The organism is Duganella alba (assembly GCF_009674495.1).
GTDB lineage: Bacteria > Pseudomonadota > Gammaproteobacteria > Burkholderiales > Burkholderiaceae_D > Rugamonas > Rugamonas alba.
In genome coordinates, this window is sequence record NZ_WKJN01000006.1 from 244,477 (window position 1) to 263,966 (window position 19,490).

The 19,490-nt window shown below is 62.9% G+C and carries 19 protein-coding genes; 12 read left to right on the forward strand and 7 right to left on the reverse strand.

The window, feature by feature from the left end:
- Positions 1 to 4: 4 nt before the first annotated feature.
- Positions 5 to 313 (forward strand): 2Fe-2S iron-sulfur cluster-binding protein, encoded by a 309-nt coding sequence (locus tag GJ695_RS08480; protein ID WP_154363756.1) that lies wholly within the window; start codon positions 5 to 7, stop codon positions 311 to 313.
- Here GJ695_RS08480 and GJ695_RS08485 read toward each other — a convergent pair.
- Complete coding sequence (locus tag GJ695_RS08485; RefSeq protein ID WP_154363758.1) at positions 258 to 1,151, reverse strand: AraC family transcriptional regulator; 894 nt, start codon at positions 1,149 to 1,151, stop codon at positions 258 to 260. The genes GJ695_RS08480 and GJ695_RS08485 overlap by 56 nt on opposite strands.
- Before the next feature lie 112 nt (positions 1,152 to 1,263).
- Here GJ695_RS08485 and GJ695_RS08490 point away from each other — a divergent pair, with 112 nt between their 5' ends.
- Positions 1,264 to 1,800, forward strand: a complete 537-nt coding sequence (locus GJ695_RS08490; protein WP_154363760.1) for a carboxymuconolactone decarboxylase family protein — start codon at positions 1,264 to 1,266, stop codon at positions 1,798 to 1,800.
- Here GJ695_RS08490 and GJ695_RS08495 read toward each other — a convergent pair.
- Positions 1,797 to 2,099: a hypothetical protein gene (locus GJ695_RS08495; protein ID WP_154363762.1), complete on the reverse strand. Its 303-nt coding sequence runs from the start codon at positions 2,097 to 2,099 to the stop codon at positions 1,797 to 1,799. The genes GJ695_RS08490 and GJ695_RS08495 overlap by 4 nt on opposite strands.
- A 61-nt stretch (positions 2,100 to 2,160) precedes the next feature.
- Between GJ695_RS08495 and GJ695_RS08500 the strand changes: the two genes are divergently transcribed.
- Together GJ695_RS08500 and GJ695_RS08505 are read left to right on the forward strand one after the other, a co-directional pair.
- Entirely contained in the window at positions 2,161 to 2,430 is a 270-nt protein-coding gene (locus tag GJ695_RS08500) for a MoaD/ThiS family protein (protein ID WP_154363764.1), read from the forward strand.
- Positions 2,431 to 2,432: 2 nt separating this feature from the next.
- Positions 2,433 to 3,524: a WD40/YVTN/BNR-like repeat-containing protein gene (locus GJ695_RS08505; protein ID WP_154363766.1), complete on the forward strand. Its 1,092-nt coding sequence runs from the start codon at positions 2,433 to 2,435 to the stop codon at positions 3,522 to 3,524.
- On the opposite strand, the gene GJ695_RS08510 is transcribed toward GJ695_RS08505, so the two are convergent.
- Positions 3,503 to 4,117: a TetR/AcrR family transcriptional regulator gene (locus GJ695_RS08510; protein ID WP_154363768.1), complete on the reverse strand. Its 615-nt coding sequence runs from the start codon at positions 4,115 to 4,117 to the stop codon at positions 3,503 to 3,505. The two genes, GJ695_RS08505 and GJ695_RS08510, sit on opposite strands and share 22 nt — an antisense overlap.
- Before the next feature lie 86 nt (positions 4,118 to 4,203).
- Between GJ695_RS08510 and GJ695_RS08515 the strand changes: the two genes are divergently transcribed.
- Positions 4,204 to 5,268, forward strand: coding sequence for an MBL fold metallo-hydrolase (locus GJ695_RS08515; RefSeq protein WP_154363770.1), 1,065 nt, complete (start codon positions 4,204 to 4,206; stop codon positions 5,266 to 5,268).
- Here GJ695_RS08515 and GJ695_RS08520 read toward each other — a convergent pair whose 3' ends face one another.
- Positions 5,269 to 5,532: a hypothetical protein gene (locus GJ695_RS08520; protein WP_371866510.1), complete on the reverse strand. Its 264-nt coding sequence runs from the start codon at positions 5,530 to 5,532 to the stop codon at positions 5,269 to 5,271.
- A gap of 220 nt (positions 5,533 to 5,752) precedes the next feature.
- Positions 5,753 to 8,218 carry a TonB-dependent receptor gene (locus GJ695_RS08525; protein ID WP_154363772.1) on the reverse strand — a complete coding sequence of 822 codons (2,466 nt, stop codon included), beginning with the start codon at positions 8,216 to 8,218 and terminating at the stop codon, positions 5,753 to 5,755.
- 188 nt (positions 8,219 to 8,406) lie between these two features.
- Here GJ695_RS08525 and GJ695_RS08530 point away from each other — a divergent pair, with 188 nt between their 5' ends.
- From GJ695_RS08530 to GJ695_RS08550, 5 genes are all read left to right on the forward strand, one after another.
- A complete protein-coding gene (locus GJ695_RS08530) occupies positions 8,407 to 9,402 on the forward strand; it encodes a LacI family DNA-binding transcriptional regulator (RefSeq protein WP_154363774.1) in 996 nt (331 codons plus the stop codon).
- Positions 9,403 to 9,489: 87 nt separating this feature from the next.
- Positions 9,490 to 11,811, forward strand: a complete 2,322-nt coding sequence (locus GJ695_RS08535) for a glycoside hydrolase family 65 protein (protein ID WP_371866512.1) — start codon at positions 9,490 to 9,492, stop codon at positions 11,809 to 11,811.
- Positions 11,808 to 12,449, forward strand: a complete 642-nt coding sequence (gene pgmB, locus GJ695_RS08540) for a beta-phosphoglucomutase (RefSeq protein WP_154363778.1) — start codon at positions 11,808 to 11,810, stop codon at positions 12,447 to 12,449. Before GJ695_RS08535 ends, pgmB begins: the two co-directional genes overlap by 4 nt.
- Positions 12,450 to 12,475: 26 nt before the next feature.
- Positions 12,476 to 13,744 carry an MFS transporter gene (locus GJ695_RS08545; RefSeq protein WP_154363780.1) on the forward strand — a complete coding sequence of 423 codons (1,269 nt, stop codon included), beginning with the start codon at positions 12,476 to 12,478 and terminating at the stop codon, positions 13,742 to 13,744.
- Between the two features lie 10 nt (positions 13,745 to 13,754).
- Positions 13,755 to 14,759, forward strand: coding sequence for a substrate-binding domain-containing protein (locus GJ695_RS08550; protein WP_154363782.1), 1,005 nt, complete (start codon positions 13,755 to 13,757; stop codon positions 14,757 to 14,759).
- Here the strand turns inward: GJ695_RS08550 and GJ695_RS08555 are convergent.
- Positions 14,756 to 15,148 carry a RidA family protein gene (locus GJ695_RS08555; protein WP_154363784.1) on the reverse strand — a complete coding sequence of 131 codons (393 nt, stop codon included), beginning with the start codon at positions 15,146 to 15,148 and terminating at the stop codon, positions 14,756 to 14,758. The genes GJ695_RS08550 and GJ695_RS08555 overlap by 4 nt on opposite strands.
- Positions 15,149 to 15,217: 69 nt before the next feature.
- Here GJ695_RS08555 and soxR point away from each other — a divergent pair, with 69 nt between their 5' ends.
- On the forward strand, positions 15,218 to 15,664 hold the full coding sequence (soxR, locus tag GJ695_RS08560; RefSeq protein WP_154363786.1) for a redox-sensitive transcriptional activator SoxR: 447 nt from the start codon (positions 15,218 to 15,220) through the stop codon (positions 15,662 to 15,664).
- Positions 15,665 to 15,777: 113 nt separating this feature from the next.
- Entirely contained in the window at positions 15,778 to 16,173 is a 396-nt protein-coding gene (locus GJ695_RS08565; protein ID WP_154363788.1) for a hypothetical protein, read from the forward strand.
- Between the two features lies 1 nt (position 16,174).
- On the opposite strand, the gene icmF is transcribed toward GJ695_RS08565, so the two are convergent.
- Positions 16,175 to 19,462 carry a fused isobutyryl-CoA mutase/GTPase IcmF gene (icmF, locus tag GJ695_RS08570; RefSeq protein WP_154363790.1) on the reverse strand — a complete coding sequence of 1,096 codons (3,288 nt, stop codon included), beginning with the start codon at positions 19,460 to 19,462 and terminating at the stop codon, positions 16,175 to 16,177.
- Between the last annotated feature and the right edge of the window lie 28 nt (positions 19,463 to 19,490).

Genomic DNA, 19,490 nt, shown 5'->3' on the forward strand with positions numbered 1-19,490 from the left:
AGGCATGGGGCACACGGTAACGCTGGCAGGGCAGGGATGGCGGTTTGACGCGGACGCGCCGGAGACGGTGCTGCAGGCGGCCGAGCGCGCCGGCATCCGCCTGCCCAGTTCATGCCGCAACGGCACCTGCCGCACCTGCATCTGCCTGTCCACCAGCGGCGCGGTGCGCTACAAGATCGACTGGCCGGGCTTGAGTCCGGACGAAAAACGCGAGGGCTACATCCTGCCCTGTGTCGCCATCGCCGAAACCGATCTGACTATTCTGGCGCCCGCCGCCGGTAAGCTCCCGGTCCCACCCCGTACTGACGCTTGAAGGCGCGGTTGAACGCCGCTTCCGACTGGTAGCCGACCGCTTCGCCGACGGCGCCGGCGGACTGGCCGTCGTCCAGCAAGCGGGCGGCGCGCGCCATGCGCAGCTGGGCCAGCACGTCGGCCGGCGTGGCGTTGGCGGCCTGCTTGAACAGGCGCGCGAAGGTGGCGCGCGACATGTGGCTGGCCTCGGCCAGATCTTCCAGCGTCCACGGTTTTTCCGGCGCGGTCAGCATGCCGTTGATGGCGGCTTGCAGGCGCCGTTCGGCCAGCACGCCGAACAGGCCGGGCACCGTCAGCGCCTGTTCCAGCCAGGTGCGGATCAGCAGCGCAAACAGCGCCGACGCCAGCTGGCGGATGATGGCGGCCGAGCCGCCGCGCGGTGTTTCCGCTTCTTCCTGCAGCATGCGCAGCAGGTGGCGCAGGCTTTGCGCATCGGGGCGGCCGGCGGTGTGCACCACCAGCACCGGCGGCAGGGCGGCCAGCAGGCCGGCGCTGCCGTCGGCGTCGAAGCGGAACTCGCCGCACAGGATGTCGGTTTGCGGGCCTGCGCCGTCGTTGGTTTCGAAGCGCAGCAGGCCGGGCGTGCCGTGCATCGGCGAGGCCTGGGCCGGATCGCCGATGTGCAGCTGGTGCGCGTGGCCGTGCGGGAAGACGATGATGTCGCCGGTTTGCAGCATCTGGCCGTCAACCTGCGCTTCGCCGTGCACGATCAGGTGATAGGGAGCGACGCCGCGCGGCGTGCCCGGGTGGTCCAGCACCCAGGGCGCGCCGAAGCGGCAGCGGATGTCCAGCGCGGTTTGCACGGGATAGAGGGAGAGCAGGTGGCTGAGTGAATCCATAATGTATGGCTGAGACGATAGAGCAAATTATAGAGCATTTGAGGTATTCATCAGCGCAGCCGTAAGGCATAGACTGTTTCCCATACCAACCGACTTTGAAAGGAAACACATCATGTCCCGTCTGTTCACCCAACCTGTCTCGGAAGCCACCGGCCAAGCTGCCCAACTGTTCACCGCCATCAAGGGCGCCATCGGCATGGTGCCGAACGCCTATGTGGGCATCGGCAGCAATAGCCCGGTCGCACTGGAAGCCGCGCTGACCCTGGATGGCGCACTGCGTAAAACCAGCCTGAGCGCGAAAGAAATCGAAGTGGTCAAGCTGGCCGTCAGCCAGGATGCGCAATGTGATTACTGCCTGGCCGCGCACACCATGATCGGCGGCAAGGCCGGCCTGAGCGCTGATGCGATCAAAGCCGTGCGTTACGGCCAGGACAGCGGCGATGCGCGCCTGAATGCGCTGGCCACGTTTGCGCACAGTCTGGTGACCACCAGCGGCGATGTGCCTGCCGAGGTGGTGGCGGCCGTCAAGGCGGCAGGCTACAGCGATGCGCAGATCGTCGACACGCTGCTGGCGATCACCTCGATTACCTTCACCAACCTGTTCAACCGCGTGAATGTGACCGAGATCGACTTCCCGCGCGCGGCTTAACCCTTGCGGAGGCGCTGCAACAGCGCCTCCGTGGTGTCGCTGAGCGGCACGCCGTGGCGGCGCAGCAGCTGGATGTTGAGCACCATGTTTTCCAGCACCAGCTTGGCCGCCACGGCCAGCAGCGTCAGATGCTTGTCCTCGTCGCTGAAGCTTTCCATCGCGTCGGCCATCTCGCACAGGTGATTGGCGATCAGGCCACGCAGGTCTTCTTCCTCGAACGGCAGGTCGGCAAAATCGATCGGGTCTTCCTTCTCCACTTCCTGCATCAGCAGTTCCAGTTCTTGCGGCGTAATCGACATGCAGGACTCCAATAGTGGCGGCGATTTCATTTTAGCGCCAATCGGCATAGAATCAGTGCGCATGGCGCAGCTCATCTTCACACAACAATTAGGGCGCTTCATGACCGTGCCGCAGGTGGAGACCGATGCGGCCGATCTTCGCACCGCCCTGGACGCGTGCTTTGGCGATCACCCACGCTTGCGTGGCTACGTGCTCGACGAGCAGGGCCATCTGCGCGAGAACGTCGTCATCTTTGTCGACGGCCGCCGCGCGCGCGACGCCCGCCGGCTCGATGACGAACTCGCGCCGCATTCCCAAGTCTACATATTGCAAGCTCTCTCAGGAGGCTGACCATGTCCGACCGCGCCTACATCGCCACCCGCAAGGGACTGTTCGAAGTGTTCCGCACGCACGAGTCGTGGCGGCTGGACCAGCAGCACTTCCTTGGCGACCCGGTGTCGATGGTGCTGCCGGACCGGCGCGACGGCACGCTGTATGCGGCGCTGCACCTGGGCCATTTCGGCGCCAAGCTGCACCGGCGCGACGCCGGCAGCAACGACTGGGTCGAGGTGGCGGCGCCGGCCTTTCCCGAAAAGCCTGTCGACAGCGACGATGCGGTCGAGTGGAAAGTGAAGATGATCTGGTCGCTGGCGGCCGGTGGGCCGGACCAGCCGGGCGTGCTGTGGGCCGGCACGCTGCCGGGCGGCTTGTTCCGCTCGGATGATCGCGGCGACAGCTGGCGGCTGGTGGACGGCTTGTGGAACGTGCCGGAGCGCGCGCAGTGGATGGGCGGCGGCTACGACGTGCCGGGCATCCACAGCATCTGCGTCGATCCGCGCGACAGCAACGCGGTGCTGGTGGGCGTGTCCTGCGGCGGCGCCTGGCTGACCGACGATGGCGGCGCCAGCTGGGCGCTGCGGGCCCGGGGCATGGTCGCCAGCTACATGCCGCCGGAACTGGCGGAATCGGAGGCGATCCAGGATCCGCACCGCATCGTGCGCTGCGCGGGCGAGCCGGACAAGCTGTGGTGCCAGCATCACAACGGCATCTGGCGCAGTGTCGACAACGGCGCGCTGTGGACCGAAGTGACGCCGGCGGCGCCGGTGTCGAATTTCGGTTTTGTCACCGCCGTGCATCCGCAGGACGGCGAGACGGCGTGGTTTGTGCCGGCCGAGGCGGACAGCCGGCGCATTCCGCCGCACGGATCGCTGGCGGTCACGCGCACCACCGACGGCGGCCGGCACTTCACCGCCTGGCGCGGCGGGCTGCCGCATGAGCATTGCTATGACCTGGTGTACCGTCACGGGCTGGCGGTCAGCGATGACGGGCAGATACTGCTGATGGGATCGACCACCGGCGGCGCCTGGGTGTCGGAGGACGGCGGCGGGCAGTGGCAGACGATTTCCGCCCACCTGCCGCCGATTTACTCGGTGGCGTTCGCGTAGGCCAGGAACATATCGACGGTGGCGTCGACCACCTTGCGCTGCGTTGCCGCATCCAGCGGCGGCTGGTTCAGCGTGACCTGCGGCCAGAACGCGAAGGTTTTCAGATTCCCTTGCAGCATCTGCGAGGCCAGCACCGGATCGGCTTTGGTCAGCTTGCCGTCGGCCTGCGCGGCGCGCAGCCAGGCGGTGACGGCTTCTTCCTTCACGCTCAAGCGCGCCACCATTTCCTGCGCCCGCTCGGGCGAGTGGATGGCTTCGGCGATGGCGACCCGCGCCAGGTCGAGGAAGTAGCCGTCCTGCAGCGTTTCCATCTTTTTATTCAGCAAATCCAGCAATTGTGCGCGCAGCGGCGCGGCCGGGTCGTAGGGCGCCGGCGGCGAGGACGCAATACTTACCCATAACTCATGCAATATTTGCGCGAACAGTTCGTCTTTACTGGGGAAGTGGTTGTAGACGGTGCGCTTGGACACCCCGGCGGTGGCCGCGATCTTGTCCATGCTGGTCGATTCGAAGCCAGTCGAGCGGAATTCGGCAATGGCCGCTTCGACAATGGCCTGGCGCTTGCGGTCGGTAAGTTTGAGGGGCGCGTTCATGGCTTTATTTTACACCGGCTAGTTTACTTTTCCAAAAATAGTAACTACACTGTGTAGTGTACATTTTAAATCGCAGGAGTGCCATCATGACGTTTCCATCTGCCGTAGATAGCCTGGACACCTTGTCTGTGCCGACCGCGCCGCGTTCGCGCGACGGCCGTTTCCGCAATCCGGTCAAGATGCACAAGATGGGCTTCTTTAAGTCGCTGGGCATCATGCTGCGCTTCGCTTTCGACAAGCCGAAAGACACGGTGCCCACGCTCCCGATTCCCGTTCACGCGATCACGCAGCAGCAGTTATTGGATGCTCCGGATCGCAGCCTGTTCCGTCTCGGCCACTCGACGGTACTGCTCAAGCTCAATGGCAATTTCTGGCTGACCGATCCGGTGTTTTCCGAGCGCGCGTCGCCGGTGCAGTGGGCCGGGCCGCAGCGTTTCCACAAGCCGCCGATCAGTATCGACGACCTGCCGCCGATCAAGGGCGTGATCCTGTCGCACGACCATTACGATCACCTGGATTACGCGGCGGTGAAAAAGCTGGCCGCCAAGACCGAGCATTTCATCACCACGCTGGGCGTGGGCGACCGCCTGATTGCCTGGGGCATCCCGGCCAAGAAGGTGCAGCAGTTGAGCTGGTGGCAGAGCACCTTCGTGGCCGGCCTCAAGCTGGTGGCGACGCCGGCGCAGCATTTTTCCGGCCGTGGCCTGAGCGACCGCAACAAGACCTTGTGGGCCTCGTTCGTGATCGAGGACCGCGATGTCCGGATCTTTTTCAGCGGCGATAGCGGCTATTTCGACGGTTTTAAAGAGATTGGCCGCCGCTACGGCCCGTTCGACCTGACCATGGTGGAAACCGGCGCCTACGACCCGCAATGGCCGGACGTGCACATGCAGCCGGAGGAATCCTTGCAGGCGCACATCGATTTGCAGGGCAAGGTGCTGCTGCCGATTCACAACGGTACGTTCGATCTGTCGCTGCATGCGTGGCACGATCCGTTCGACCGCATCACCCAGCTGGCGGAAGAGCGCCGCCTGCCGATCGCCACGCCGGAAATCGGTCTGCCGCTGGATATTCTCCAGCCGCATGCGGAAACCAAATGGTGGGAGCCGCTGGCGCAGCAGGAAGCCGCCGCTGAGGCAGCACGTGCCTGATCAGGCGGTGATGTTGATGAACTTGCCGATGGTCTGCCCCAGCGTATTGACCTGAGGCTTGGGGGCGACCAGATCCGCCGGCAGCTGCTGTTCCGAGCGCGGCGGATTTTCTATGGCGCGGGTGAGGTTGACGGTGGGCAGCGGCTTTTGTGCTGATTGCGTGGCCTGGTTGCTGTCGCGCTGGTTAGCCGCCAACGTCTGTTTGTCCTTGTCCAGCTGATCGCGGCTGGCGTCCAGCCGGTCCGCGTCCTCGCTGACGCGCACCTGATCCCGCTGTACCTGCCTTTCAGCCTGTACAACCGATGCTTGTAGTGCGTTGATGGACGAAAGTGACGCCACAGCCTTCCTCTATAGTCGAGCTAAACTATTGTAGATTAGACCATGAAATAGAAAAAGGCAAGGCTGACAGCGCCTTGCCTTTTTTGCCCCGCACGACCCTTAAGTGGTGACGCTGATGCCGTGGCTAAAGCGTGTGGGGTAATGTTTAGAAACGGTACAGCAGCGACGCTTCCCAGGTGCGGCCAAACAGCGGACGCGCGTTGATCGGACCTGTGCCGCCGGTGGTCAGGCGCGAGTTGCCTTCGGTCAGGCCCAACTCGTTGTTGAGGTTGGTGCCAGCCAGGCGCACTTCGATTTTTTCACCCAGCGAGAACAGCACGCCCGCGTCCACCGTGCGGTAGGAAGGCAGGTATTGCGTGTTCAGCTGATCCGCCCAGCGTTCGCCGATTGAGGTGTAGGTGGCATACAGCTTGGCCGAGTTGCCTTCGCCGAAAGGAATGCGGTAGGTCGGCGTGAAGCGGAATTGCAGCTTCGGCTGGCGCTGCACGACTTTGCCGGCGGTGTCAGGATTGTCCTTGTACTCGGACTTCTGGTAATCGCCGGTCAGCGACAGTTGCAGGTTTTCGATCGGGCGTACCGCCAGCTCAAATTCCAGGCCGTTGCCCTTGGAGCCGCTGATGCGGTGCAGCTCGGTGCCGTCGGTGAGGATCTGGGTGAAGGCGATGCCGTCGAAATCCGTGTGGAAGGCGTTGATGTACGCGGTGTAGAGCTGCGTTGCCGTCTTGAAGCCGATTTCGTACTGGCTGACTTTCGGCGTAGGCAATACGCTGCGGTCGTTGGCGCCAGCTTGCGTGCCGGCGCCGCGGATATCGTCAAACGACACGAAGGTGTGACCACGGTTGGCGCGCACGAACACCGAGCTGTTGGCCGCCAGCTTGTAGTTGCCGCCCAGCGTGAACGAGTTGGCGCTGTCGGTACGGCTCAGGTAGGTGTTGGAACCGTTCGGCATCGAGGTGCCGTTGTTGTAGACGGTCAGCAGATTGCCATCGGTATCGCCGGAGCTCAGGTTGGAGATGGTGCCGCTGATCTTCTGCTGCTCGTGGCGGATGCCGGCATCGACCTTGATCTTGTCGTTGATCTGCCACTCGTCCGACACGAAGCCGGCCGTGTTGCGGCCGTCATACGACGCCACCGGCGCGTAGTTGACCGGGCCGTCGGTGCCGTTTTTCGACACGACCACGCCGTTGTTCAGGGTGACGTTGATCAGACTGGCTTGTGGCTGGGCCGTCATCAGGTGGCTGTTGCCCAGATACCAGACGTCATGCGACGAGTAGTCGGCAAAGTAGCCGCCGACGGTAATCGTGTTGCCCTTGAACAGTTCCTTGCTGACGCGCAGTTCGTCGGTGAACGATTTCAGTTGTTTTTCCACCGCCCACAGGCCGGCCTGCACCACCTGCTGGTTGCCGGCCACGGCGCCGCCGTGCACATACGACGCGGTGCCCGAAGTCGCCACGCCGCCGGCCGCCGCGACCAGCGCCGGATTGCTGTTGGCCGAGGCGATCGCCTGGCTGATGTAGTCGCTCATCGACAGCGGATTGTTGCCGGTGAACATGGCGATGGTGTTGAGGTCGCCGTCAAAGCTGTTGAACTTGTTCGATACGCTCCAGTCGCCGATCTTCTGGTCGAAGTTGGCGCCGAATACCGTGGCTTTCAGGCCGCGGCCGTCGCCGAGGTCCTTGGTCAGCGTTTTGCCAGGGCCGGCTTCGATGGTGAAGTTGCGCATTTCGCCGCTCATCAGCGTGCCGGTCAGCGGATCGAAGCCGGGGAAGGCGCTGATGGTGCGGCCACCGTTGCTGGAGATCAGCGGCACGCCGGTGTAGAAGGCGTTCTTGTCGTCGGTGCTGCGCGCGTACAGGGTCAGCTTGCCTTGGTCGAGGTTGCGCGTCAGCGTGGCGGTGATCTGGTGGCCGTCGTCGGCAGGGAAGCCGGCGTCGCGCACGCCATCGGTCTTGCGGTAGAAGCCGCCGACCGAGCCGTACCAGCCGTCGCTGATCTTGCCGCCGTAGTACATGTCGACGCGGCGCAGGCTGCCGGTGCCGGTGGTGAAGCGTACCGTGCCTTCCGGCGTGTCCGTGCCTTCTTTCAGGATGAAGTTCATGGTGGCGCCGGGCTGGCCGTTGGACCAGATGGTCGAGGGGCCGCCGCGCAGCACTTCGACGCGCTCGACCGTGTCGTCCAGGCGGAAGGCCGACGAGCCTTCAAAGAACGACAGCGTTGGCGGCGGGAAGATCGGATTGCCCATCATCTGCACCGACACAAACGGCGAATCGCTGCCCGACGGGAAGCCGCGCACCTCGATGTTGGCGCCGGACTGGCCGCCGGTCGATTCCGCATACACGCCCGGCACCAGTTTCATGATGTCGGCGGTGCTGCTTGGCGCGGCCTGCTTCAGTTGTTCTTCGTTGGCGGTGGTGATCGAGAAGGCCGAATCGACCTTGCGCACGCCGCGCGCCGACGCCACGCCGGTCACCACGACTTGCTGGATTTCTTTGGATACTTCCTTGGACGGCTCGGCGGCGGGGGCTTCGGCGGTCTGGGCCTGGGCAGCGCTTTGGTTCACAAGGATCAGGACGGCGGCCGCGATGGCCGATGGCAGGAACGGATTTTTCATCGTGTCTCTTCTTTCTTATAGGATGTGTCGTCTTCCGGAGACAGCGTTCCGCCATCGCCGATTTAGCCATTGAAACAAGAAATGTTATCGATGTCAATTGAAATGTTATCGATGTCATTTTTCGCGACAAACGAAAAATTTCTGTCATAATGCGTCCGCACTTCCGCTTTTTTACCTCTATAACAACGATGCCCGCAAAGAAGACTGTAGCCACCACGCTGACGATGGAAGATCTGGCCAAGCTGGCCGGCGTCTCCAAGATCACGGTCTCGCGGGCGTTGCGCGACAGTCCCCTGGTCACGCCCGAGACGCGCGAAAAGATCCGCGCGCTGGCCGAGCAGCAGGGCTATCGCTTCAACGTCAGTGCGCGCAACCTGCGCATGGGCCGCAGTTATTCGGTGGCGGTTGTTGTAGAAATGACACCCGTGCGTGGCCGGCCGATGTCCGATCCGTACCCGCTGGAGCTGTTGGGCGGCATTACGCAGGAGCTGACCACGGCCGGTTACAGCGTGGTGCTGACCTCGAAGCAGTTGATGAACACGGCGCCGGTGCAGGGCGCCGACGGTTTGATCCTGCTGGGCCAGGGCTCGCACGGCGAGGCGGTGCGCGCCTTGCAGCAGACCGCCATGCCGCTGGTGGTGTGGGGCGCGCCGGAAGCCGACACCGACTACATCGTGGTCGGCTCGGACAACCGCAAGGGCGGCATCAGCGCGGCCGAGCGCTTTATTTCCCAGGGCCGGCAGAAGCTGGTGTTCCTGGGCGACGTCGACCACGCCGAGGTGCAGGAACGCTGCGCCGGCTTTATCGACGCCATGGGCGGCATGGCGACGGTGCACATCATCCGTCCCAAGGCCTTCACCTTCGAGGCCGGCTTCGACAGCATCTCGTCGCTGCTGAAGAAGAAGGGCGCCACGTTCGACGGCGTGTTTGCCGCCAGCGATTTGCTGGCCATGGGCGCGATCCGCGCGCTGGCCGAGAAGAATTTGCGGGTGCCGGAGAATGTCTCCGTCATCGGCTACGACGATACGCCCGGCGCGGCCAGTTTCGTGCCGCCGCTGACCAGCGTGCACCAGTATCTGCGCGACGGCGGCGTGTTGTTGGCCAAAAAGATGTTGGGCCTGATCGAAGGCCACCCGGTCGCTTCTGAAATGCTGCCGACCACGCTGATGGTACGCCAGACCTAGTTTTTCCCGAAATCGCCAAAAACACCTCAAAAAACGGCGTATTTTGAAATTCAAACCGCTTTGAATCGCTTTTCTAAGGAATTCGCTGTGCAAGAACACACTTATCCTCTTGAAGCCTGGTGCATCCGCGAGACCAGCTTTGACACCGACTCCCACTTCCTCGACGAAACGCTGTTCGCACTCGGCAACGGCTACATCGGCCTGCGCGGCACCGGCGAGGAGGGCTACAGCGGCCCGGCCGGCACCTCGCTGGACGGCACTTACCTGAATGGCTTCTACGAATCGGAGCCGATCCAGTATCCGGAAGCGGCCTACGGCCTGGCCAAGGTCAACCAGTTCATGCTGAACGTGCCGAACGCCAAGGGCATCGAGCTGTGGCTGGACGACGAGCGCTTCGATCCGCTGACCGGCACCGTGCAGAACTACGAGCGCGTGTTGGACTTCCGCACCGGTTTGCTGACGCGCGTGATTGAGTGGACTTCGCCGCAAGGCCGCAGCGTGCGCGTGCAGAGCCGCCGCCTGGTCAGCTTCGAGAACAAGCATCTGTTCGCGATTGAGTTCGCGGTGACGTCGCTGAACTTCGACGGCCGCATGCGTTTCGTGTCGGCGCTGGACGGCGCGGTGAAGAACCTGGAAGCGGGCGACGATCCACGCGTCGGTTCGGCCATCTCCGGCCCGACGCTGCACATGATCGACAGCGAGCAGGCGGACGGCTTTTCGGCGCTGGTGCAGAAGACGCACAACAGCGGCTTCACGCTGGTCAGCGCGACCGAGACGGTGCTCAGCGCCGATCTGCCGGCCGTGACCGTGCAGGATGGCCAGCGCCTGACGCAGACCTGGGAGCTGGCGGTGAACGCCGGCCAGTCGCTGACGCTGACCAAGTACGGCAGCTACTACTCGTCGCGCGACTACGAGGCGAAAGAGCTGATGTGGCGCAGCAAGGACACGCTGGCCAGCGCCAGGGCCGCAGGTTTCGACGAGCTGCGCATGGCGCAGGAACAGTACCTGGCCGACTTCTGGCAGCAGGCCGACGTGCAGATCGCCGGTGACGACGCGCTTCAGCAGGGCATGCACTTCAACCAGTTCCACCTGCTGCAATCGGTGGGCCGCGACGGCAAGACCAACATCTCCGCCAAGGGCGTGACGGGCGAGGGCTACGAAGGTCACTATTTCTGGGACACGGAAATCTACATCTTCCCGTTCTTCCTGTATTCCAAGCCGGAGATCGCGCGCAAGCTGCTGGAGTATCGCTACGCCGGCCTGCCGAAAGCCCGTGAACGCGCGCGCCAGATGTCGCACGACAAAGGCGCCCTGTACCCATGGCGCACCATCGCCGGCGAGGAGTGCTCGGCCTACTTCCCGGCCGGGACGGCGCAGTACCACATCAACGCCGATATCGCCTACTCGATCAAGACCTATATGGAAGCCACCGACGATCAGGAATACCTGGTCAAGGCCGGCGCCGAGATCGTGATGGAAACGGCGCGCATCTGGACCGGCATCGGTTCCTACGACCGCGAGGGACGCTTCTGCATCAACCAGGTCACCGGTCCTGACGAATACACGGCGCTGGTCAACAACAACTACTACACCAACGCGATGGCGCAGATGCACCTGAACTTCGCGGCTTCCATCGCCGAGCAGTTGCAGGCGCAGGAGCCGACCGAATTCGCGCGCATCGCCGCCGCCATGGCGCTGGACGCCAACGAGCCGGCCGCATGGCGCCGCGCCGCGTCGCTGATGAATCTTCCATACGACGACGCGCTGCAAATCCACGCGCAGGACGACAGCTTCCTGTCCAAGAAAGTGTGGGACTTCGCCAACACGCCGAAGGAGAACTACCCGCTGCTGCTGAACTATCATCCGATGGTGATCTACCGCCATCAGGTGTGCAAGCAGGCGGACGTGGTGCTGGCGGCGCTGCTGCTCAGCGACCAGTTCTCGCTGGACGACAAGCGCCGCGACTTCGACTACTACGAGGCGGTGACCACGCACGATTCGTCGCTGTCCACCTGCATCTTCAGCATTATCGCGGCGGAAGTTGGTTATGAGGACAAGGCCTACGACTACTTCATGGAGACCGCGCGTCTCGACCTGGACGACACGCACGGCAACACGCACTACGGCGTGCACACGGCGGCGATGGCCGGCACCTGGATGGGCGTGGCCTACGGCTTCGCCGGCATGCGTGTGGTGGGCGGCGAGCTGCACTTCGCGCCTAAGCTGCCGAAGCAGTGGCAGCACTACACCTTCAAGATCCACTTCCGCGGCGCGCTGCTGGAAGTGCACGTGCAGCCGGGCCAGGTGGAATACCGCCTGCTGCAAGGCGAGGTACTGGACTTTACCCATGGCGGCGAAGCGGTCGCGCTGACCCTGTCGCAACCGAAGCAATCGAGGAGTTTCGTATGAGCCGTTTTAAAGCAGTCATATTCGATCTGGATGGTGTGATCACCGATACCGCCCACTATCACTACCTGGCGTGGAAGCAGCTGGCCGAATCGCAGGGCGTGCATTTCGATCATGCGTTCAACGAGAATCTGAAGGGCATCGACCGCATGGGTTCCCTGGACCTGATCCTGGCTTCGTCATCGCGCACGTACACGCCGGAAGAGAAGCTGGCGCTGGCCGACACGAAAAACCTGCATTATCAGGAGCTGATCGCCACCATGTCGTCCAAGGATCTGCTGCCTGGCGCGGTGGAGGCGCTGGACGCGGTGCGTCGCGCCGGCCTGCGCATCGGCCTCGCATCGGTGAGCAAGAACGCCTTTACGGTGCTGGGGCGCCTGGGCATCACCGATAAATTCGATTACGTGGTCGACGCGGCCACCATCGCGCGCGGCAAGCCGGACCCGGAAATCTTCCTGAAGGCCGCGCGTGAACTGGGCGTGGCGCCGGCTGATTGCCTGGGCGTGGAGGACGCCGTGGCCGGTGTGGCGGCTATCAAGTCCGCAGGCATGTTCGCGCTGGGGATAGGACATCCCTTCGTGCTGACCGAAGCGGATGTGGTGATTACAAGTCTCAAAGAATTCAACCTCGCCGCTTACTAAAATAAAAAACGCCGGAGACAAGCAGCATGAAGAACAACAGAATATTATTCGCGCTATTCCTGATCTACTTTGTATTCGCCATTCTGCTCAACAGCGTCGGCACGGTGATCCTGCAAGTGATCAGCAACTACGGCGTGAGCAAGTCCGCCGCCAGCGTGCTGGAAGGCTTCAAGGATCTGCCGATCGCGGTGGTGTCGTTTCTGGTGGCGTCCTTCCTGCCGCGCGTGGGCTACAAGAAGGCGATGCTGATCGGCCTGGCCATCGTCACTGCCGCGTGCGTGGCGATGCCGCTGCTGCCGTCGTTCGCCACCACCAAGGCCTTGTTCTTCTGCGTCGGCGTGTCGTTCGCGCTGGTGAAGGTGTCGGTGTATTCCACCCTTGGCCTGATCGCCGCCGACCGCAAGCAGCATGCCAGCACCATGAACCTGCTGGAGGGCTTCTTCATGGTCGGTGTGCTGAGCGCCTACTGGGTGTTCGGCTACTTCATCAACTCGCACGATCCGCAATCGCAAAGCTGGCTGCATACCTACTGGGTGCTGGCGGTGCTGTGCGCGGCGACTTTCCTGCTGATCCTGTCCACGCCGTTCAACGAATCCAATGCCGCGCTGCCGGAAGGGCGCGGCATTGCGCAGGACTTCGCGGCGATGCTCAAGCTGTTCTTCAAGCCGCTGGTGTGCGTGTTCATCATCACCGCCTTCCTGTATGTGCTGATCGAACAAAGCATCGGCACCTGGCTGCCGACGTTTAACAACGAAATCCTCAAGCTGCCGGCGGCGATGAGCGTGGAAGTGACCAGCATCTTTGCTGCCTGCCTGGCCGTGGGACGCCTGTCGGCTGGCGTGTTGATGCGCAAATTGAACTGGTATCCCGTGATGAACGCCTGCGTGCTGGGCATGGGCGCCACGGTGCTGCTGGCGCTGCCGCTGACGCATGACGTGGTGGCCGATCCGTCCATCACCTGGGCCACCGCACCGCTGGCGACGTTTTTGTTCCCGCTGATAGGCCTGTTCATGGCGCCGATCTACCCCGGCATCAACTCGGTGATGCTGAGCTCTTTGCCGAAGAATCAGCACTCGGCGATGACCGGCCTGCTGGTGATTTTTTCAGCACTGGGCGGCACCACCGGCTCGCTGATCACCGGCTACGTGTTCGGTAACTTCAGCGGCCACTTTGCGTTCTACCTGACGCTGGTGCCGATCACCATTGTGCTGGTGATGTTGTATTTCTTCAAAAAGGCAGTCGATGACGGTGGCGGGGAGTTCGACACGACCGCTATAATCAGTGGTCAACATTAAACTTTAGACCATGAATCTCGCTCATCTCGCAAATCACCTTGGCATGTCCAAGACGACGGTGAGTCGGGCGTTAAACGGTTACCCCGAAGTGAATGTGCGCACCCGGGAGCGGGTGCTGAAGGCGGCCAAGGAGGTTGGCTACCAGCCGAATCCGATGGCGCGTTCGCTGGCGCTGGGACGCACCAATGTCTTCGGCATCATCTATCCGCTGCTGCCGACGGACCTGGGCGATCCGATGTTCCTCGACGTGGTGGCCGGCATGTCGGCCGCGCTGGAAGAGGTCAACAAGAACCTGATCATCGCGCCGGTGTCGCCGGCGGCGGAGCAGCCTGCGTACCAGCAGATCGTGCGCGGACGGCGCGTCGATGGCCTGGTGGTTGGGCGCACGCTGGTGCGCGACGAGCGCATCGCCTTTCTGAGCAAGGTCAAATTCCCTTTTGTCGCCCATGGACGCACGGAGCTCAATGCGCCGTATGCGTGGTTCGACTATGACAATGAGGCAGGCATCCGCATCGCGATGGAGCGCTTGCTGGGATTGGGCCACCAGCGCGTGGCGCTCATCAGCGCGCCGCTGGACCTGAACTTCGCGCGGCAGCGCAAGGACAGCTTTGTCGCTGTCTTGTCGGCGGCAGGCTTGAACGCCGATCCGCGCTACCTGATCGATAACACGCTGGACCGCCGCAGCGGCTACCAGGCCATGCAGCAATTGCTGGGCTGCTCGCCGCGTCCGACGGCGGTCATCGTCGACAACCACCTGTCCGGCGTCGGTGCGGTGCGGGCGCTGCTGGATGCGGGCGTGGAGATCGGCAAAGACATCTCCGTCATCGTCTGGGGCAGCATGGCCGACACGCTGGCCGGCGCCCACGTCACCACCATCGACCAGCCATCCCCTCGCAAAGCCGGCGCCCGCATGGTCGAAATGCTGCTGGCCCTGGCCGATGGCGCCCCCGCCAGCGACCTGCATGAACTGTGGCAGCCAGTCCTGCTGGAAGGTACGACGGTCGGTCCTGCTTAGACTATTACGGTCGCTTCAATTTCAAACAGCATGCCGCCGAGCGCGAGTCGAGATACGGGGATCAGGGTGCAAGCTGGCGCCGGGTGTTCGCCCCACGCTGCGCGCAAGGCGCTGCTGAAGATGTGCAGGCGTTCTTCGCTATGGTCGACGATTAGCGCGGTTACTTTCGCGATGTTCCACAGGTTTGCATCCGCAGCTTGCACGGCGGTTTGCAGGTTGCCGAGCGCTTGCTGGACTTGGGTGGTGAAGTCTTCACACAGAACGCCGTTTTCGTCTTCGCCGCCTTGGCCGGCAATGTAGATGATGCGCGCGGGCGCTTCAACGATGACGACGTGGCTGTAGCCATTGGGACGCGGGTCGTATAAACCGGTAGGGTTGATGAATTTCATGGTGTCCTTTGAGCGGTGAATGTGCAGACACTATAAAATCTCAACTTAACTTGAGGTCAAGGATATTTGATGACAACTCCACCGAAAATACTCGGAGTAGGCGAGCTGGCGGAACGCGCCGGCGTTGCCGTCTCCGCGCTGCATTTTTATGAAGCCAAGGGCTTGATTCATTCCGTGCGCAGCAGCGGAAACCAGCGGCGTTATGCGCGCTCGGTGTTACGCCGGCTGGCCGTCATCAAGGTGGCGCAGCGCGTCGGCCTGCCGCTGGCGGACATCGCGCAGGCGCTCAACGCGCTGCCATCCGGCCGCACACCCACCGTGGCCGACTGGCGCCGCCTGTCCGCGGCGTGGAAAAAGGAACTCGAAGAACGCATCACCACACTGACGCAATTACGCGATCAGCTGGACGGCTGCATCGGCTGCGGATGCCTATCGCTGAAGGCCTGCCCGTTACGCAATGCCGGTGACGCACTGGCCGATCAGGGCGCAGGACCGCATTTTGTAGAGGGAAACTAGCTGATGAAAAGCGATCTATCTAACGTACTGGCGGCATCGGACGGCATGATTGGTCGCTTCCGCAGGTTTGCTGGGGTAGAGTGGGAGTATTTTCCATCATTCCACGCGATCGCATGAAACCTCATCTCGGTTATGCCACCATGGCGCTTCTGATCAGCGGCTGCGCCAGCATGCCGCCGCCGGTGGTGCTGGAAAACACCGGTACGGAATTTCCGACCATGTGCATGCTGCTGCAGCCGGACGGCAGCTTGATCTTCCGTGGCGGCTTCGCATTTTATAACCCAGGCACATGGCGGCGCGCCGACAACGATGTGTTGACCATCACGCTGGGCGGAACCGAACAATTTCCCACGCCGGTCTTCAAGGAACAACTGCCGAAACACATCGGCGGCCTGCTCGGTTTTGACGAGAAGCGACGGGAGATTACCTATCGCTTCGACGCCAAAACCGAGTTCCTCAACTTCGGCAACTTCTACTTCTACCGCGCGACAAGCTGCCACGCTTCCTGACCTACATATTGCGGCGATACTGGCCGCCGACTTCGAACAGCGCGGTGGTGATCTGGCCGAGTGAGCAGACGCGGACGGCGTCCATCAGCTTGTCGAACACGTTGGCGTTGTCGATGGCGGCTTGCTGCAACGCGGCCAGCGCTTGCGGCGCTTCGGCGGCGTGACGCGTGTGGAAGTCCTCCAGACGCTTGAGCTGCGATTGCTTTTCGTCGTCGGTGGAACGCGCCAGTTCGATCTGCTGCGGCGCTTCCACGCCCTTCGGATTGCGGAAGGTGTTGACGCCGATGATGGGCAGCGTGCCGTCGTGCTTCTGGTGTTCGTACAGCATCGACTCTTCCTGGATCTTGCCGCGCTGGTAGCCGGTTTCCATGGCGCCCAGCACGCCGCCACGCTCGGCGATGCGTTCGAATTCCTGCAGCACAGCTTCTTCCACCATGTCGGTCAGTTCGTCCATGATGAACGAGCCCTGGTTTGGATTCTCGTTCTTGGCCAGGCCCCATTCGCGGTTGATGATCAGCTGGATCGCCAGTGCGCGGCGCACCGATTCGTCGGTCGGCGTGGTGATGGCTTCGTCGTAGGCGTTGGTGTGCAGTGAGTTGCAGTTGTCGTAAATCGCGATCAGCGCCTGCAGCGTGGTGCGGATGTCATTGAAGTCGATCTCCTGCGCGTGCAGCGAGCGGCCCGAGGTCTGCACGTGGTACTTGAGCTTTTGCGAGCGGTCGTTGGCGCCGTATTTGTCGCGCATCGCCACGGCCCAGATGCGGCGGGCGACGCGGCCCAGCACCGTGTATTCCGGGTCCATGCCGTTCGAGAAGAAGAACGACAAATTCGGCGCGAAGTCGTCGATGTGCATGCCGCGCGCCAGGTAGGCTTCGACAAACGTGAAGCCGTTCGACAGCGTGAACGCCAGCTGCGAGATCGGGTTCGCGCCCGCTTCGGCGATGTGGTAGCCGGAGATCGACACGGAGTAGAAGTTGCGCACCTGGTGGTGGACGAAGTATTCCTGGATATCGCCCATCACTTTCAGCGAGAATTCCGTCGAGAAGATGCAGGTGTTCTGGCCCTGGTCTTCCTTCAGGATGTCCGCCTGCACGGTGCCGCGCACGTTTTGCAGTACCCAGGCCTTGATCTTGGCTGCTTCGTCGGCGCTTGGCTGGCGTTTGTTCTCTTCGACGAATTTGTCCACCTGCTGGTCGATGGCGGTGTTCATGAACATCGCCAGGATGGTCGGCGCCGGGCCGTTGATGGTCATCGAGACCGAGGTGCTCGGGCTGCACAGGTTGAAGCCGTCGTACAGCACCTTCATGTCGTCCAGCGTGGCGATGGAGACGCCGGAGTTGCCGACCTTGCCGTAGATGTCCGGCCGCAACGCCGGGTCGGCGCCGTACAGGGTGACCGAGTCGAATGCGGTCGACAGACGCTTGGCGTCCATGCCGGTAGAGACCAGCTTGAAGCGGCGGTTGGTGCGGAAGGCGTCGCCTTCGCCGGCGAACATGCGGGTTGGATCTTCGCCTTCGCGCTTGAAGGCGAACACGCCGGCGGTGAAGGGGAAGGAGCCAGGCACGTTTTCCAGCATCAGGAAGCGCAGGATTTCGCCATGGTCTTCGTAGCGCGGCAGCGCGACCTTGCGGATGCGGGTGCCGGACAGCGTGTGTTGCACCAGGCGCGTGCGGATCTCCTTGTCGCGGATTTTGACCACGTAGTCATCGCCGGCGTAGGCGGCCTGCATGTCGGGCCATTGCGCCAGCAGCTTGCGGGCGCCGGCATCCATCTCGGCATCGCGTTCGGCGATCAGGTCGTCGAAGTCGGCGGACTTGTGGGCGATGGCCAGCATGCGTTTGGATTCGCTCAGTTGCTGGCGTTCGCGCGCCAGCGTGACCTGCTTGCGCGTGAAGCGGTGGTAGCCGCGCACGGTGTCGGCGATCTCCGCGAGGTAGCGCGCGCGGGCCGGCGGCACGATGACGTTCTTGCCGCTGGAGTGGTGCACGTCCGTTGCCAGCAGCTTGCCTGCCTGCGCCTTCAGGCCGAATTGCGCCAGCTTGGGCAGCAGGCCTTGATACAGCGCCGTCACGCCATCGTCGTTGAAGCGCGAGGCCTGCGTGCCGTAGACCGGCATTTCTTCCGGGCGCTTGCTCCACAGTTCGCGGTTGCGCTGGTACTGCTTGGCGACGTCACGCAGCGCGTCCTGCGCGCCCTTGCGGTCGAACTTGTTGATGGCGATGAAGTCGGCGAAATCGAGCATGTCGATTTTTTCAAGCTGCGAAGCGGCGCCGAATTCGGGCGTCATCACGTACATCGACACATCGACGTGCGGCACGATGGCGGCGTCGCCCTGGCCGATGCCGGAGGTTTCGACGATCACCAGGTCGAAGCCCGCCACCTTGCAGGCGGCGATGACGTCGGGCAGCGCCTGCGAAATCTCGGAGCCCGCTTCGCGCGTGGCCAAAGAGCGCATGAACACGCGGGCCTGGCCGGCCCACGGATTGATGGCGTTCATGCGAATGCGGTCACCCAGCAGCGCGCCGCCGGATTTGCGGCGGGATGGGTCGATGGAGATGATGGCGATGTTCAGCGTGTCGCCCTGGTCCAGACGGATGCGGCGTATCAGTTCATCGGTCAGCGAGGACTTGCCGGCGCCGCCGGTGCCGGTGATGCCCAGCGTGGGCACCGGCAGGTCTTCAGCGGCGGCCAGCAGGTCGGCGCGCAGCGTTGGCGAGGCTTTTTCGTTTTCGAGCGCGGTGATCAGCTGCGCCAGCGGGCGGTGGCGCGCGGCGATGTCGCCTTCGCGCAGCGGCGCCAGCGTGGTTGGCGAGTAGTGCGACAGGTCGATGTCGCACTGCTGCACCATCCACTGGATCATGCCGACCAGGCCCATGCGCTGGCCGTCTTCCGGGCTGAAGATTTTGGTGACGCCGTAAGCGTGCAGCTCTTCGATCTCGCTTGGGACGATGACGCCGCCGCCGCCGCCAAACACCTTGATGTGCGCGCCGCCGCGCTGGCGCAGCAGGTCGATCATGTACTTGAAGTATTCGACGTGGCCGCCCTGGTAGCTGGAGATGGCGATGCCCTGTACGTCTTCCGCCAGCGCGGCGGTGACCACTTCGTCCACCGAGCGGTTATGGCCGAGGTGGACGACTTCCACGCCGTTCGATTGCAGGATGCGGCGCATGATGTTGATCGAGGCGTCGTGGCCGTCGAACAGCGAGGCGGCGGTGACGAAGCGAACCTTGTTCTGCACGCGCGGCTCGTCCGCGACGGCCGCGATTTTCGGAGTCGAGAGATCGTTCATTGGTGTCCCTAATAATATTTTTTGTCGA